Origin of the sequence: Thermoplasma sp. Kam2015 (genome assembly GCF_003205235.1) — an archaeon.
GTDB lineage: Archaea > Thermoplasmatota > Thermoplasmata > Thermoplasmatales > Thermoplasmataceae > Thermoplasma.
Map to the genome: position 1 here is coordinate 76,293 of NZ_QJSM01000020.1, position 15,960 is coordinate 92,252.

The 15,960-nt window shown below is 40.7% G+C and carries 13 protein-coding genes; 1 reads left to right on the forward strand and 12 read right to left on the reverse strand.

The annotated features are described in order from the left end of the window. Positions 1-12 precede the first annotated feature (12 nt). The 9 genes from DMB44_RS03595 to DMB44_RS03630 form a co-directional block, all read right to left on the reverse strand. Positions 13-498, reverse strand: coding sequence for a 3-isopropylmalate dehydratase (locus tag DMB44_RS03595; RefSeq protein ID WP_110640923.1), 486 nt, complete (start codon positions 496-498; stop codon positions 13-15). Further along, on the reverse strand, positions 495-1,754 hold the full coding sequence (locus tag DMB44_RS03600; RefSeq protein WP_110640925.1) for a 3-isopropylmalate dehydratase large subunit: 1,260 nt from the start codon (positions 1,752-1,754) through the stop codon (positions 495-497). The genes DMB44_RS03595 and DMB44_RS03600 overlap by 4 nt, the downstream gene beginning before the upstream one ends. A 127-nt stretch (positions 1,755-1,881) precedes the next feature. After that, the gene (locus DMB44_RS03605; RefSeq protein WP_161952086.1) at positions 1,882-2,769 is read right to left on the reverse strand and encodes an ABC transporter ATP-binding protein; all 888 of its coding nucleotides are present in this window, start codon (positions 2,767-2,769) and stop codon (positions 1,882-1,884) included. Further along, a complete protein-coding gene (locus DMB44_RS03610; protein ID WP_110640929.1) occupies positions 2,766-3,629 on the reverse strand; it encodes a hypothetical protein in 864 nt (287 codons plus the stop codon). Before DMB44_RS03610 ends, DMB44_RS03605 begins: the two co-directional genes overlap by 4 nt. Beyond that, the gene (locus DMB44_RS03615; RefSeq protein WP_153280118.1) at positions 3,626-4,471 is read right to left on the reverse strand and encodes a hypothetical protein; all 846 of its coding nucleotides are present in this window, start codon (positions 4,469-4,471) and stop codon (positions 3,626-3,628) included. The genes DMB44_RS03610 and DMB44_RS03615 overlap by 4 nt, the downstream gene beginning before the upstream one ends. A gap of 15 nt (positions 4,472-4,486) precedes the next feature. Then, entirely contained in the window at positions 4,487-8,029 is a 3,543-nt protein-coding gene (locus DMB44_RS03620) for a YncE family protein (protein WP_110640934.1), read from the reverse strand. Positions 8,030-8,194: 165 nt separating this feature from the next. After that, on the reverse strand, positions 8,195-8,362 hold the full coding sequence (locus DMB44_RS09260; RefSeq protein ID WP_153280119.1) for a hypothetical protein: 168 nt from the start codon (positions 8,360-8,362) through the stop codon (positions 8,195-8,197). A 422-nt stretch (positions 8,363-8,784) separates the two neighbouring features. Beyond that, complete coding sequence (locus DMB44_RS03625) at positions 8,785-9,570, reverse strand: NAD(P)-dependent oxidoreductase (RefSeq protein WP_110640936.1); 786 nt, start codon at positions 9,568-9,570, stop codon at positions 8,785-8,787. 31 nt (positions 9,571-9,601) lie between these two features. Then, positions 9,602-10,588 carry a glycosyltransferase family 2 protein gene (locus DMB44_RS03630; protein WP_110641195.1) on the reverse strand — a complete coding sequence of 329 codons (987 nt, stop codon included), beginning with the start codon at positions 10,586-10,588 and terminating at the stop codon, positions 9,602-9,604. 176 nt (positions 10,589-10,764) lie between these two features. Here DMB44_RS03630 and DMB44_RS03635 point away from each other — a divergent pair, with 176 nt between their 5' ends. Continuing rightward, complete coding sequence (locus tag DMB44_RS03635; RefSeq protein ID WP_153280120.1) at positions 10,765-11,820, forward strand: glycosyltransferase; 1,056 nt, start codon at positions 10,765-10,767, stop codon at positions 11,818-11,820. A 38-nt stretch (positions 11,821-11,858) separates the two neighbouring features. Here DMB44_RS03635 and DMB44_RS03640 read toward each other — a convergent pair whose 3' ends face one another. From DMB44_RS03640 to DMB44_RS03650, 3 genes are all read right to left on the reverse strand, one after another. Next, positions 11,859-12,851: a glycosyltransferase gene (locus tag DMB44_RS03640; RefSeq protein WP_110640940.1), complete on the reverse strand. Its 993-nt coding sequence runs from the start codon at positions 12,849-12,851 to the stop codon at positions 11,859-11,861. Between the two features lie 231 nt (positions 12,852-13,082). Continuing rightward, positions 13,083-14,021 carry a glycosyltransferase gene (locus DMB44_RS03645; RefSeq protein WP_110640942.1) on the reverse strand — a complete coding sequence of 313 codons (939 nt, stop codon included), beginning with the start codon at positions 14,019-14,021 and terminating at the stop codon, positions 13,083-13,085. Positions 14,022-14,408: 387 nt separating this feature from the next. Then, positions 14,409-15,935 carry a flippase gene (locus DMB44_RS03650; protein WP_110640944.1) on the reverse strand — a complete coding sequence of 509 codons (1,527 nt, stop codon included), beginning with the start codon at positions 15,933-15,935 and terminating at the stop codon, positions 14,409-14,411. Positions 15,936-15,960: the final 25 nt, after the last annotated feature.

The window sequence follows — 15,960 nt, forward strand, 5'->3', positions numbered from 1 at the left end:
CGTTCGATTTTATCATTTCATTCCAAGTTTCATTTTTATGAAGTTTACCATGCCACCTTCAGCCAGTATCTCCGAAAGTGGACCTGACGGTCCTGCAAACAATGCGATTATGTTCCCGGAATCATCGTATAGCTTTCCCGATTTGATATCGTAATTAACAATATCTCCATCCTTTATGCCATTCATATCCTTTATGATACCCAGCGGAAGCCCTATATTTATGGAGTTACGGAAGAATATCCTGGCAAATGATCTGGCCAGAATCAGGCTTATTCCAACATCTTTCAGTACGGCAGGAGCCTGTTCCCTTGAAGAACCGTATCCAAAATTCCTGCCCGCCACGATTATGTCTCCGGGTCTAGCGAGTGTATGAAAATCTGGCCTTACGGCCTCCAGGACATGATCCCTCAATGCAGGAATACCCAGATGCAGGTATCCAGCTGGAGCGATGACATCAGTATCGATGTTGTCACCGATCAGAAATACCCTACCCTTCATAATGATACCTCCGGGTCTATGATCCTTCCATCAAGAGCCGCGGCGGCTGCAACATAGGTGTTGGCCAGATACACTCTCGATTCAGAGCTTCCCATCCTCCCCTTGAAATTTCTGTTCGTGTTTGATATTGCGGTTTCTCCATCACCGAGGACGCCCATATGCAGACCTGCGCATGCACCACAGTTTGGAGGTGATATGACAGCACCAGCATCAAGGAAAATATCTATAAGCCCCTCATTTAAAGCCTGCTTGTAAACGTTTCTGGAACCTGGCACTATTATGAGCTTGACGTTTTTTGCCACCGTTCTATTTCTCAATATTTCAGCAGCCTCACGAAGGTCCGTTATTGTACCATTCGCACAGTTGCCTATGTACACCTGATCGACCCTAACGCCAACGTATTTCTTAACATCATGGACATTTGCAGGGGAGTACGGTATAGCAATTTGAGGTCCGAGGGAATCAAGATCGACGTCCACTCTCTGTGCAAAATGAGCTCCTTCATCCGATCTGACATCTCTCAGATCTTCCTCATCGATATCGAAGAATCTGCCCACAAGTTTATCTGGTTCTATCATCCCGGCCTTGGCGCCAGCTTCAACGGTCATATTTGCTATGGCCATCCTCTGATCGATCGAAAGATGCCCTATGGCTTCCCCGTGGAATTCCATGGACATGTAGTTTGCTCCATCTTCCCTGAGAATCTTCAGCACGTTGAGGATTATGTCTTTACCAGATACATATTTTCTAAGTCTTCCTTTAAGATCTATCATGATGCTTTCCGGAACAAGGAACCAGTTCTTTCCCAGCGCCATGATCGCGGAAACATCGGTTATTCCCATGCCGACGCCCATGCATCCAACGGCGCCCAACGTCACCGTGTGCGAATCAGTTCCCACCGCAAGATCGCCAGGCCTTACCAGCTTCTTCTCTATCAGAACAGTATGTTCTATCCCTTCGCCTCCCTGTATGAAGGCAAATCCATTTTCCTCAGCGTATTCCCTTATTATGTTTACGTTGTTTGCACTTGGTACATCCTTAGGGGGATATATGTGATCCACTATGAATATGAGCTTCCCCCCGTAATTGATCTTCGCTATGCCCATTCTTCTTATCACCGATAGGGCTACAGGGCCCATGAGATCGTTCAGATAGACAACATCAGGAACAGCCCAGACGTAATCACCAGCTATTGAACTTCTTCCGGCCGCGCGGCCCAGTATTTTCTCAGCCATGGTCTTCGGATGATCTGACATAGCAAGTCAACTCTGATTAATAATGGTAAAATGATGTAATAAATGTTGTTCAAAATAATCTGAGACGATGCCTCGGATCTATACTGATCATTGTATAATCTCTTGAAATGGTTGATCCCCTGGGATTTTATTTATAATTCCGATCATTTCGGTAATGATCCTGAAGAATGAGATGATAGTATTCGCGGAGGCCGTCCCCGGTCTCTATCCTATCAATACCCAAATGGAGACGGCGTGCGAGCTCCAATGCATCGATCGAATTTTCATCCAGTCCGAATACGAGATAATTACCGATATTTCTGCAACCTTCAACGCGATCAGAGACGAGTTCGGATCTTATCTTGAAAATTCTTCTGTTTCTGTATTGTGTGGCATCAGATTCAATTTTGCCATCAATAAGGATGAATATGCGATCGCATAGATCTCTGAATTGATCAGGATCGTGGAAGGTTGAAAGAACAACCATGCCCATATCCTTTGCCTTTCGTAGAAAATCCAATATCAGATTCGCATTATATGCGTCAACGCCGTTCAACGGTTCATCGAGGACAACGACCTTCGGATATCCAATGAAGGCTGATAGGATGGCAAAACGCTGCTTCATTCCTTGCGATAGCGTTCCATATCTCCTATCCAGGAGATCGCACAGATTTGCGGTGATGCACAGAGATCGAAGATTCTCATCGATTTCAGAATCGGAAAGGCCGCGCATGAGTCCGATGAACCTTGCAATATTTGAGATCCTAAGATAGGAGGGGAATTCAGGTGTTTCAACGATCCCGCTAGCATGTTGACCGCCGTATCCGAATTGGACGCATTTGCCCATTATCGATACTGTTCCGTAGTCTGGTCGGATGAGTCCAAGTATTATCTTAAGCAGAGTGGATTTCCCTGCGCCATTTGGACCCATCATGCCGTAGAAACCAGGTTCATCGATTTCGATCGAGACACCGTTCAGAGCTGCTGTCTTTCCTATAGTTTTCTTCACGTCTCTAAGCTCAAGGATCGCGGTCATGTGATATCCCTCCACGAATATATGGATATGGAGATCGTCAGGAAAATGCATGTATAAACGACCAGTGTGAACGCCTGCAGAAAGAGATAGGTGAACGGTTCAGGTGCAATCGTTCCTGGATTTCCAAAGGGGAGCAAATTCACGTTGGAATAGATTCCGGATATGGCTGAAACATCGTTATTTATCAGGAACAAGGGCGATGGCATGCCGAACAGGTCAAACGCCAGATCCAGGGAGGAAAGTATGACGAAGTATGAGGTGAACACGATGATGACAGAGACCAGTACTCTGGATGTGGCCATGGCAGCGGACAGCGTGACTGCAGATATCGCAAGTACGATGAGAAATACGAACAGTATGGAAATGTACGCCTGTGTTGGCGGAAGCGTCCTGGATCCGCCGGATACAGAGGCTACACTGAAAAGGAAGTACACAATAACCACGGCATAAGATAAGAATGCGCTTGCTGCGTATCTTGAAAGTACGTCTAAATAGCGTGGGACGGGAAGGGATCCAAGAAGGTATCTGGTTCTGCTCTCCTGATTTCCCGCAGCTATGAAGGCCGTTATCATGGAAGTAACGAAGACAATGATCGCTTGATATGGTATTGACCACAGATAGTATGAGATGAGTATGTGTTCCGAACCGTTTATTCTGTGCAGTATATATGAAGCGCTTCTGATTGGAAAATCCGAAGAATAAGATATGGAGAAGTTGATATACGCCATGATGGCTGAGATTATGACGATCAATACGACGGAGATGTGGAATATCCTGGAGGAGTATGTTTCGTTCAGATAGAATCTAGTCAGATGTATGAACTTCGATATATTTGAAGAACGTATTCGTCTGGAGATCATAATACATTACCATTTCTGTACTGCTGGATGAGGTTCCAGTATGAGGACAGGAATGACAGGAAGGAATAGAATGAACCCGAGAATATGATCTCTATGGTCGATTGACCGATCGTTTTCATCGGCAACGGAGGTACCATATATTGCAGAAGCAGCAGCTGGTAGTATTCCATGAATTTTGTCATATTGCCTGTGGATGTAAAGTGTATGAATAAATAGGTTCGATCTGCAGTGTGATTCACTCCGACTGACGCTATGCCATTTCCGACATAATTGAGGAATATGGATATCCCTGCGCTTTTGTTGAGATCGCTTAATGTCTCCGACGATCCATTTATGCCCATGCGATATGAATATATGGCTGACTCCACCGCGGATAGATTGCCCATAACCACATTTCCATCGATGTTATCTGATATATAGATTCTCTCGATGTGTGGTCCATTGTTATTCCAGCTCAACAGATCTATGGCTCTGATCTCGTTCTCAGATAGGTTCTTCAAAGAAATATTCGATATGCTGAATATCTCTATATTCATATATGTGGAGAATAAACTGACCGTTATGTTTCCCATGCTCATGTATCCGGAGAGCTTTGCCCTTGCCAGGATCAGATCGGTTATGCTGTACGGCAGAATGAGACCCAAACTCCCGTTCCTGACGAACGCATATACCTGTTGATGATCCTCGTTCAGGAATATGAGTGAGGTATCGTTCGTAGGGATCAGAGATTGTGGGCTTAGATTTCGCATGTAATGGTAATTGTCAACCACCACCGCTTCTGCTGTGATGGTGGTCGTAACCACTGCCAGTGTGATGATGGTCATCGCTAGCCTGCTCAGCATCTATGCTACACCAGCTTATCTGCGCCTCCTGTAGAATATCGCAGCGACCGCAGCCACTACGACCACTATGGCAAGGATTCCCGCTATGAGATAGATATCGAGGTAGCTGATCTTCGGAAGCTTCGTCGTTATAGGCGTCGGTGTGGGTGAAGGCGGAGGAGTGCTTACGGTCGACGGGACATAGACCCATCTCAGCTGCGGATCTCCGTTGACGCCGTATACGACAAGATAGACGCTGTAATTCGAGTTTATCACAATGCTGAAATTCTTATACTGCGTGCCGTTGATGTAGACCTTACTGTTGAGAATGTCGGATATGGTTGCATTCTTCAGATACTGGAGCGGTACCTGGATCACTATGCTTCCGCTGGTTGCGGTGTAGTTAAGTACTATGGAATCGTTCACATTCTTCGGTGTGGTCACGGTGGCATTGTAACCGTAGGCGTCGATCCCGGAATTCGCGGCTGTGGATGTCGGTGCGGGCTCCTTGGCCAGCTTAAGCGATACATTTGTTTCGGTGCTGGATACATTGATCGTTATGGAAAGCGGATAATAGCCGTTTTCATATGCAGATACTGTGTATGTGCCGTATGGAACGGTGGCCGAGAAATATCCGGTGAGGTTGAGCGCTGCAACGGTTCCATTGATCAATACCGATGGACTGTCGGAGGCGTTGAACGGCATCATATTTCCGTTTATCATACCATATCTGGATATCTTCTGAAGAGCCAGGTTCACCGTCGTCGTCTTACCCTGCGATATGTTTACCTCAATGAGCGCGGTGCTGTATCCTGGAGCAAATGCACTTATATAATAAAATCCCGGGGTCAGGGACTGGTTGAAGTAGCCATTTGAAACAGGTATCGATACGCCGTCTGCAGATATGTGGGCGTAGGAAGGGTCGATGAAGCCCTGAAGGTATCCGTATGACGATATTGGCTTCATGTATACGGTGACGTGGTTCGTTGTCATGGGAGCGACGTATACGAAGTTGGAGTATGGATAATACCCGTCCTTGCTGACGTTTATGTAGTAGAAGCCTGGAGTGACCGTTTCTGTGGCATTTCCGTTTATCAGTATTATGGGCTGTCCGTTCAGAGTTGCGGTCGAGTTTGTATATTCATCGGTTATTATCAACGTCCCAACGTCGTTCGTGCGATTTGTCAATACCGATATGGTTCCATATATGAGGTTGGATACGTATATGAGACCGTTCTGAGATACGGCTGTCGATACGGGCCCTTCACCTACTGTGACGTTTCCGATAAGTTCCATGCTGGATGCATTGATGAATGAGACCTGCCCTGAGACGTATGTATGGCCGCTGGCATTCGACGCAGTGGCGAAATCATCGGTGATTATCATATCCATCGACTGCACGTAGTATGCAGACGTGATTATCCTGAATATTGAATTTGTCGCATTGAAGATCGGATAGAAACCTGTGAAAACAGTATTGTTAAAGACTGCGAAGCCCTCGTACGTCGGTATTATTATGAAATCATGTATCGGATCATATGTTATCGTGATCGGGACCTGTGCGATGTACCAGTCGGGAGAAATGTTCGAAGGATAGGTGACGTTTCTTACGACGGTGGTTCCGGATATCTCGGAGAAGGCACGGGTACCTGGGCTTATGCTAGTGTAGTATGCCACGTAGACCATACCGTTCGTGGTATTATAAGTTAATCCTCCAGCAACTCCAACACCGTTTGAGGAGAGCCCCAGCTGTATGAATGATCTCGTATCGCTCGTCATGTTGATGTATTCAAGCTCATCGTACACCCCATTGATCTGGGAAATGAGGGCCAGCGATATGTAGATGGAATTGTCCACCGGATCGTACAGAGCAGACGTGGCCATTGCTGGGAACCTGAATTCGGACTGGAGAACACCGGATTCGTTTACGACGCTGATACCTGCCCTTGGCAGCATCTGGAACGTCCCGTCTAATATAGACGTTCCATCTATTTCGATGACGGAATCGGTGTAGATATCGACCGCATACACGTATCCATTGTGCGAATCGTACACCAGAGATGTGGGCAAGCCATGGGTATCTATTGATCCCACGAATCTTTCATTGGTGGAATTGTAGACAAGTATGAGGCCTTCAAGTGGATCGGATACGTAGAGATATCCGTTCATGCCATCGATGACGCTGGAGAACGGAGTGCTTGTAAAATGATCGGAATATATACCGAACGATGATGTTATACCTGTCACCGTTCCCCTCAATGAATCTGTCAGAAATGCGGTGCCGTTCATTGGATCGAATGCCATGAAGAGGGGCAGTATACTGAATTCATGGCTGAAAACTATGCTTGACGTTGATGGATCTATGACCTTAAGATCGCCTCCGAAGATCTCGGCAAGAGTTGCATTGTATGAGAATGTTTTATTGTGAATTACGTCGTATATCGAATTGAATATGTCATGCATCAGGCTCGTGTTGAAATCGGATACTGCATAGTCGTATCCATTGTAACTGTTCATATAATTGTATAGAGTTCCATACCCGATAGACACATTTTTGATGCTTGAGCCGATTATTGTGAGATTCTGGCTAAGAGGGCCTGTCACGAAGATCTGATTATCATAATATGAGACAGAGTCAGCGAATCCTCCGATGGTGTAGTTCGTTATGAGTTCGAAGTTCCTTGCGTTGAAGACCTGCACAACGCCGACGTCCTTGGTCAGATTCGTTTTACTTACATTGTTGAAGCCTGCTGGCTGTGCTGCGTATAGGTAGTCATTGTATGGATCATAGGCCATGGATAGTACGCCTGCCGTTGTGGTTCTTGATACGTATGATACAGCCTGAGTTCCAACTATGGATGCTATACCGCCGTCCATGGAGACATAGACTGTACCGTTCATGGTGTTGTACGTAAGGGACAGTGGCAGTCCATCACTGCTGTTAAGCGGTATATTGGAGATAACTTTGGATAGGCCTGGGTTTACAACACTTATCGAATCATTTGAGGAACTTGAAACGTATAGATATCCATTAACCGAATCATACAGTACCCACGTTGGAGAGGAGATCTCCAGATGTATGGTGGACACTATGGTATCGTGCGTGGCATTGACCACGATCAATGTACCATTCAGATCGCTCTGAACGCTCCTACTACTGACAGATCCCTGCTCCATTGCAGCCACATAGATGTTGCCGTTCGATCCATCATAAGCGGCGCCTGTTATTCCGAAGAAATTCGTTCCAATGTTATTTCCGCTGTAGATATTATTGTTCAGCGTGTTTATGGTGTTCACAAGCAGTGGCGCATTTCCATCACCGGAAGACGATACATACGGACTGTTTGCCATATATGCAGAATTTATTATGGATTTAATGAGCGAGGATCTGTAAACAGGACTGATTAGGCTGTAAAGGCTTCTATACCTGTTATTATGAACACTCGATTGATATGCACCGGCTATATCATATTTCGTATTTTTCGAATGGCCGGTATAGGTAAGGCCAACTCCAGCCAGTGAAAACGTCAGCAGAGTCATTGCCACTATAAGCAGAACAGAAAACTTTTTAACGTTCATATTGAGCGTACAGGCTTGCTTTATATATTGGTTGTTTAGTATGACAGATTACATAATCTTGAAATATTAAAATATAAAAATTTTAAATTAATGATAGAAAAAAGGGTACGGTATTATGGTTACTGTTCATCAATCAATATCTATATCACATCCGTTCAATGTCTTTCACCTTATAACTCTGAGATAAATCTTGTCGTCCTTCTGATAATATCCTATGATATCGCCTTCCTTGACGTCAAGAATTTCTGCGATCCTCCTCGTTATGGATACTCTCAACGTACTGTTGGTCATGGTAGCTTTTGATACATCTATGAGTCTTCCCTCAGCGGCCATTGACCGAGATTTGTAAAATGTATTAAAACATTATTATAATATACTATATTACCAATTTAAAAGTCTTGCAAAAATTATAATAAATGCAATAATTGAAATATGGATAAATTTTATTGCACATTGAGTTTTTAATCCAGAGGCGCGGTGTAAAGCTATCTGTAAATTTATCCCTTGATTTTCTATACGTATCCTTCTATTCATTCTGAATATGATCTCTATGCTAAAAGGATCATATTTATTAAATGCGATGTTGGAAAAAGATCAGAATTTTTAATATAGAACCGAGCATGATGATATTTTGTCAATTCAATACAGGGTTCTCATATTATATCGAATAAAGATGTGGATAATATAAAAATATTCAGTAGATACGATATATTGTAATGCAGATTTCAATCCAGCATATATATTCATATGAAATGTTATTTCCGAACATCATTCTTAGAGTCAGATCTAATGAATTCTATTACCTTTTTGATCCCTGCATCAAGTGGCGTTGGATCCTTAACGACTGTGTTCAATGCAATAAGCTTTTCAGCCTCTGGCAATATGTAATTCTCATGCCTAACCTTTAAGCGTTTTCCGGTAATATGCTCTATAAGAGAGATAAGATCATTTACGGATGTCCCCTTCCCAGAACCTACTTCATATTCTCCCCTTCTATATTTTTCATTTAGAAGTCTCTCTATGGTTCTGGGGACATCTCCAACGTAGAGAAAATCTCTTATATGACTACCATCTCCGTATACCACAGCTTCTTCATCAAATAGAGCAGCTTTTGTGAATAGATAAACTGCTCCCTTTCTAGACCCATCCCCATAAATGTTGAAGAACCTTAGGATATAGTATTGAAGACCGTAAAGTTTGCCATAAAGTTTTATCCATTCCTCGGCTTGTTTCTTTGACAATGAATATGGATTGGTTGGTTCTGCGGTCGAACCAGAGCTCGGAAATATGAAGATGCTATCATCTTTCCTTGCTATCTCCAAGAATTTAAGAACCAATGCAAGATCGTCCTGAAAATAATCATACGGCATCTCTATGGATTTTCTGATTAGTCCTCTCGCGGCCATATGCACTATTACATCAAATTTCGCATCTAGGAAAGAATCGCCTATGTCATATCCATATACCTCATATTTGTTACTGAATTCACTATAGATATGAGAGCCGATAAATCCTTTGTGACCAGTTACGAGAAACCTCATATAGGTATATAATTTCCTATAATAAACGTCTTTACATAATTTGTCCTGTCTCATAATATCCAAGCATACGGTTATAATGTATATAATGGGCTGTTGAAGGCATAAAAAACTTGAAAATAAGAAAGATCAGCCATATCGTATCTGATAATATTCCATATCGAACCCATAAACGGAGAAACGCGAATATAATCCTTACCGGAAAATTTCTCTCTTTTGTCATGAATAAAAATATTATATATTCATGCAGAAAGATATAATATATTAAGTCCTTGATGTCAGAATCTTTGCAATAATATAGAAGAGATTTTAAGGAGTCAGAACTTGATCTAAAAAATCTTGCTTTAGTATTAAAATATGCAGGCATATCATCCTTTATGGTTGTCAAGCTTGGATGCAGCCTATATAGTGTAAGCTTATCAGAATCGCAAAGTATGCGATATCCCTTAGCCAAAGCATAATAAAATGTAATCTTATCAAAACTCGCATGCATCGTTTCATATAGAGGTTTCAATTCTAGAGCTAATTTCCTTGACATTGAAAAACAGCTCATATACCATTCGGCCCTTGCCTCTCGTATTTTCCTTATCATGTTTTTGAAATTTGACATATATATAATGTATGAATAATGGCTCGTAGAATCGCCTCTAAGACGGGATCCATTTTCCTTAATGAAATTGATATCATTATGATACAACTCTATTCCGTTGGATAATCTACTGTATATTGTCTGAAGCTTATTGCTTTCGAACAGATCGTCATCATCAAGAAAACTTATAATTTCACCATTAGCTTCATCTATACCACGTGCCATCTTCTGACCAAGGGTCTTGCCATTATATAATATATTTTTTATATTCCGCTTGCTGCAGAAAATATCAATATCCCTATCAACAAAATTCTTGACCAGTATGATTTCATAGCTCTCACGATCAAAGCTTTGAGCAAGAACACTTTCTATAGCGGATTTAACATAAGTTCGTCTATCATGAGCAGAGATGATAACGGATATCTTTATCATTGAACTATCGATTCTATAATACCGTTGCTCAATGAAAATGTTTTCTCTTGATTTACTCATTAGTTTCAAATAGAAGATAACTAACGATTTGAGTCTTTACTCTTTGAAATTCATATCATCTGTATTGCATAGATTTAAGAATTATTTTAATATAAGTTTTTGTGAAAGCTATCGTTTTGGACGACTTCTGGGTTAAAAGTGGTACTCAGGTATTGGCATCGGATGTTATCAAGGTTCTGAACGATATTGGCTATACCGTAGATGTTCTTACCAGCAAGAGTTCCAAATTTATACCAGAAGGAGTGCATAATGTGTTTTATATTGATTATCCAAAAAAAAGCCTGACGAATAGAATAAATATTCTTTATAACATGCTAAACCTTAAAAAACAATTGCTAAAGTTTGATTTCAATTCTTATGATATAACATTTAACAACAGACCGAATATTTATTTGATGAACGCATCTTTCAATTATTTGCATGGTCCGGTCTTTTTTGAAAGTTTTCTCGATCAGAATGGTAATGTAAAAAACATTTTCTTATACGAAATCATCAAGACTCTTGGTCTATATAAGATATATAATACGGCAATATTCCTTACTCATGGCGAATACTCTGCTAGATACTCAGCGAAAGGGTTCGATAAGTTAAATATAAAGCCCAACAAGATAATTCCCATCAATATCCCTGTTAATTATCCTTGGATAGAAGAAATACCAGAGAAGGAAGAATATATGCTTACGTTTGGTAGAATAACCCCAGATAAGATGATAGATCGTGGTATTAGAATAGCTGAACTATCCAGAATTCCATATAAAGTTGCTGGTTTCGTGCCAGATAGATGGAGAAGCTACTTTGAAGATCTAAGATCAAGAGCACCTAGCAACGTCGAATTTATAGAATCACCCTCTGAAGACGAAAAAATAGAGCTGTTTAAGAGAGCCCAAATATATCTTCATACAAAGGACAATGAACATTACGGCGTGACAACGGCAGAAGCAATATGGTTCGGGTGTATTCCAATAACGCCTAAAAACGGCGGGTCATGGGAAGATATTCTTGAATATGGCAGATACGGCCTAGGTTATAAAAGTGTGGATGAAGCCATTAAGATGATAGAAGTGGCGAAGAGGATGGATGATCAAAGAAGAAGTGAGATATTTGAATCCAGAGAGCGTTTTAAATTCGAACATTTCGAGGAACGAATATCGAAATTGATAGATGAAATATAGATGATATGAATTAATAAATTGGTGATTGCTCTCTTTATCTAATTTTTAATTTTAGAATAATAACTGTCCATCCTCGCCTTAAAAGAGGAAAAACTGAAATAATCAACATATGGTCTAGACTTTTGAAGGTAATCATCCCGATACTTAACTGCATGCCTTACAGATTCAAGTATAGATGCCTTATCTATTTCAGTGAAAAACGCGTATTTACCGAATAGTTCCTTGAATACCGGTAGCTTTGAAAGTACTATCGGCACACCTAGAGCCGTAGCCTGCATGGGCGGTATACCAAATCCCTCATTGCTAGATACACGAATAAGGACATCGGATGCGCACATGATTTTATTCAAATCTTCTTCCGACAGTCTAACGAAGTTGATATCACCTGCATCATTCCCAATATGGACATGAATGAATTCTGAATTCTTCAAAGCTTCCGTAACTAGGTGATTATTTTTGAAGATCCCATCTCCTACGGTTAATGCTATTTTTCTATCCCTTGGAAGCCCGTATTGGCGCTTTATATTTTCTATATCATCATATTTTTTCCAATTCTTTGAATTTCCATGATGAATTACCTGAATATTCTTCTCATCGAATCCGGCTTCGATCATAGATTTCATGGTCGTCTTAGAAATTGCTATTATGTTCTTGAATTTCTTGTATTTGTTTATCTTGAATTTCCTGATTTTTCTCATATAGATGGGTTCATTCTTTGGATGATACAAATCATGTATCGTAACGATACCATCGGTCGATACTGGAACAATTGAGGTATCAAGATAATGATAGAAGCTCCTGTTTAAATCGAAAAGATAAGATGGGAAAAGGCTATTTATCACATATCCATTTCCAACCATCCATTTTTTAGGTGTCATTTTTGTGCCAGGAAACGATCTATCTTTTTGATTCTTATCAAGTACAAGAGAAATAACATGATCCTCACCCACAATTTCAGTGATAATGCTGGCGTAGGTACCAATACCAGTATACGTATTTGATGTATTTATGCAAATTGGATATTTAGGCATTGAAACTATATACAGCCAATTAATTTATACTTCACTATACTAAAAAAGATCTTTGTTATGGGTCTATCGAAACTTTTTCATTCAATTCAAAATTTTTTAGGCTTAAAAAGTCCAAACACTGCGACTAAACATCACATCCCTTAAATTCAAGGCCGCGCATGCATCCTTAGAAAATGCGTAGATATCGCCTCTCTCTTATATAATGATAAATGAGAAAAGCGATTATTTCTGTTATTCGATATATTCCTCGATCTCTTTTTCCTTTTCCTCTATTATTTGTTCATAGCTTAATCCCTTATATTTATTAAGAAGTGTCGGTATGAGTCCATAATAAGATTCATCGTATTTCACCTTTCTGATACGCCATGGCTCGGATCTAATTTCTTTATGAGTTTTAATATAATCTTGGAAACTAATATCTTTTTTCTTTCTTTCGTTATACCAAGATATTCTTAGATCTCTAAATTGATGCATAGTAATTGGTCTAATAACATTCAAGTGCAAGGCATAATATCCTTGCAAGAATATTTTTCTATAATAAAAGGGAATAACCGGTTCATCCCATTTTTTCCTTGGATCAAATTTAAAATGATCTGAATTAGAGATGATCCATGCCTCTCCGGCGTATTTGCATCTTTCAGGTTGAATTTCATCAAGTTGATATCCCATCGTCGCTAAGTGAAAATGAATAGCATAATAATATCTCGTAGTATCTAAGTTTCTCACATAATTTATAAGTTTTTCGAAAGAAAATTTGCCATTATCCATTGCTATATGATCACCGTCCCATATGAAGATCCATTTATAGGAACATTCTGATAGCCCAATCGCCCTCGCAGTTGGCAGATCAAGATCTCTAATAATGTGTTTATAATTTTTAATTTTTAGATCTGAAAGTAGCTCTATATTTCTTTTTAAATACGGTTGATCCGATGAATCCACTATGATCACCTCATCAGCATACCTAACAATTGATTTAAGCGATTCTGCAAGCCATATATCGTTCTTTGTAACGATTAGAAAAGATATACCTTCTGGAAATCTAACTGATGTGATATAATTTTTCCTATGTAAACTTGAAGATATATATCGAATTAATTGGCCTGCATAATGTTCCATGGTTTTTTTGAAACAGAATTGATATTTAGGGGACATATTTTTTGATTTCATACCTATGCATAATACCTATATTATTGAATTTTTTCATAGTTATTTACATAGATTTAGGGATAAATAAGAGATATGGAGGATATGAATATCAATTGTTTCGGTAATGTAATATGAAGATTTTACTCGATAAGAAAACTTATAAATTATCTTTTTCAAATATTTTATGCATGCAAGAGTTAGATAAAGCAATCCATTAATGTAATGATCGGAAACATAGACAATCTTGTAGAGACAACTGGATCTGGCTTGCACCATGATATACCTTTACTGGTAAGATCATCTTATGAAAGATCCAGAGCTTCGTTATATATCAATTGCTGATCGTATAGGAAAAATTTCGAATTTAATGCAATCACTGTGGGAGAATGTCGAGTATACATATTATTTTTAATTTGAACCTGAGGCGAGAAATCGTATGAACTTCTTTAATACTGACAAATTCTCAGGGAAAAGAGAGCTGAGAAAAAGCCCATCATCTTTACCTATCAGCCTCGTCGCTTTAATCATTGCTATGTACACGATCGTTCCAAGAAGTATATATGGGAACAGCAGATCCATGGATGTGCCGAAGTGCACTTCAGCCAACATCACGACCAATACCATAACGAGTGATGAACCCCATACCTTGGCAAGATCCTTAGCGTTGGCTGAATACAACCCGCTTTTTTTCGCATATCTATAAAGTACGAAGAATGTTGCAGCATATATGGAGGAAAAGCCAATTGAAGCACCCTCAATTCCGAATTTTGGTATAAGCATTATTGAAAGTATGGCATTGCTTGCGAGCGATGCAGCGCTTGAGTATATGAATACCTTTGTCTTCCTTATCGCCGCTATTAGCTGTGTCATCACGTTGCTTGTGACGAACAACGCTGAAAAAACCATGACGATCGATATTGCATCCGATCCTTCCTCATAGTATCTTCCTGCAAGGAGAACGATGATCATGCGGGAAAGTACCGCGACACCTAAAGCTGCGGGTACGTAAACTGCAGCGATCATTGTAGTGGCCATTGCGGTTCGTGCCCTTATGTTTTCCCTATTACCTTCGCCGTAGAATTCCGAAAATTTCGGTAGCATTATATTGTTAAGCGGTGATACGATGAAACCTATGGAACTCGCTATTAAGAGCGCGAAGTTGTAGACAGCAAGTGACGATAGCGTCATGAGACCCGCTACGATGAATCTATCGATGTACGTAGCTCCGTATGATATTATAGAGGAGAAGAGCACTGGAATCGAAAATTGAAAGAGCAATGATGGCGTGAGCGGTCTTGGCTTTCCCCTGTAATCATGCGTGGACTTTATTATCAGAAATAGATAGAGCGCTACGCCGAGGAATATGCCTGCCGCCCATCCAATCACAACGAAATAGAGGGATCTCAGAAAGAAAGCCATCAGAAGAGCTGTGGAATAATAGGTTATCCATATGATTACGTTCATCAGTCCAGACGCCCTGAATAGCTGTAGGCCCAATGCGCTGCCGTTTAAAATACCGAAGAGCACGTTGCCGACCAGGACAATGCTCAGCAATCTGACTATGCCTGTGTATGCTGGAGTATGCATGAAGATGACCGATATAGTCCGAGATAGATAGAACATGGAAAGGAGGCCAATTATTGAAAAGATCAGACCCAATGCGAGGATTTTGAAAACTACACTTTTTGCGGTAGCATATTCCTGCCTTCCGAGATGGTAGGAGGCGAAATGCTGAACAGCCGTTCCGAGCCCGAATGAGAATATGAGGTTAAAAAGACCTATTATAGCTATAAAGAGCGCTACCGCTCCAACCTCTGAAGAGCTGAAGAATCTAACCAATATGACATAGAATAAAGCCCCAGAAAAAAGCTGAGCCCCAGCACCCGTATACTGATATAGAGCGTCTATTCCAAGTAAAGATGATGACTGGGGCATATTACCGTAATCGAAAGCATTCTTA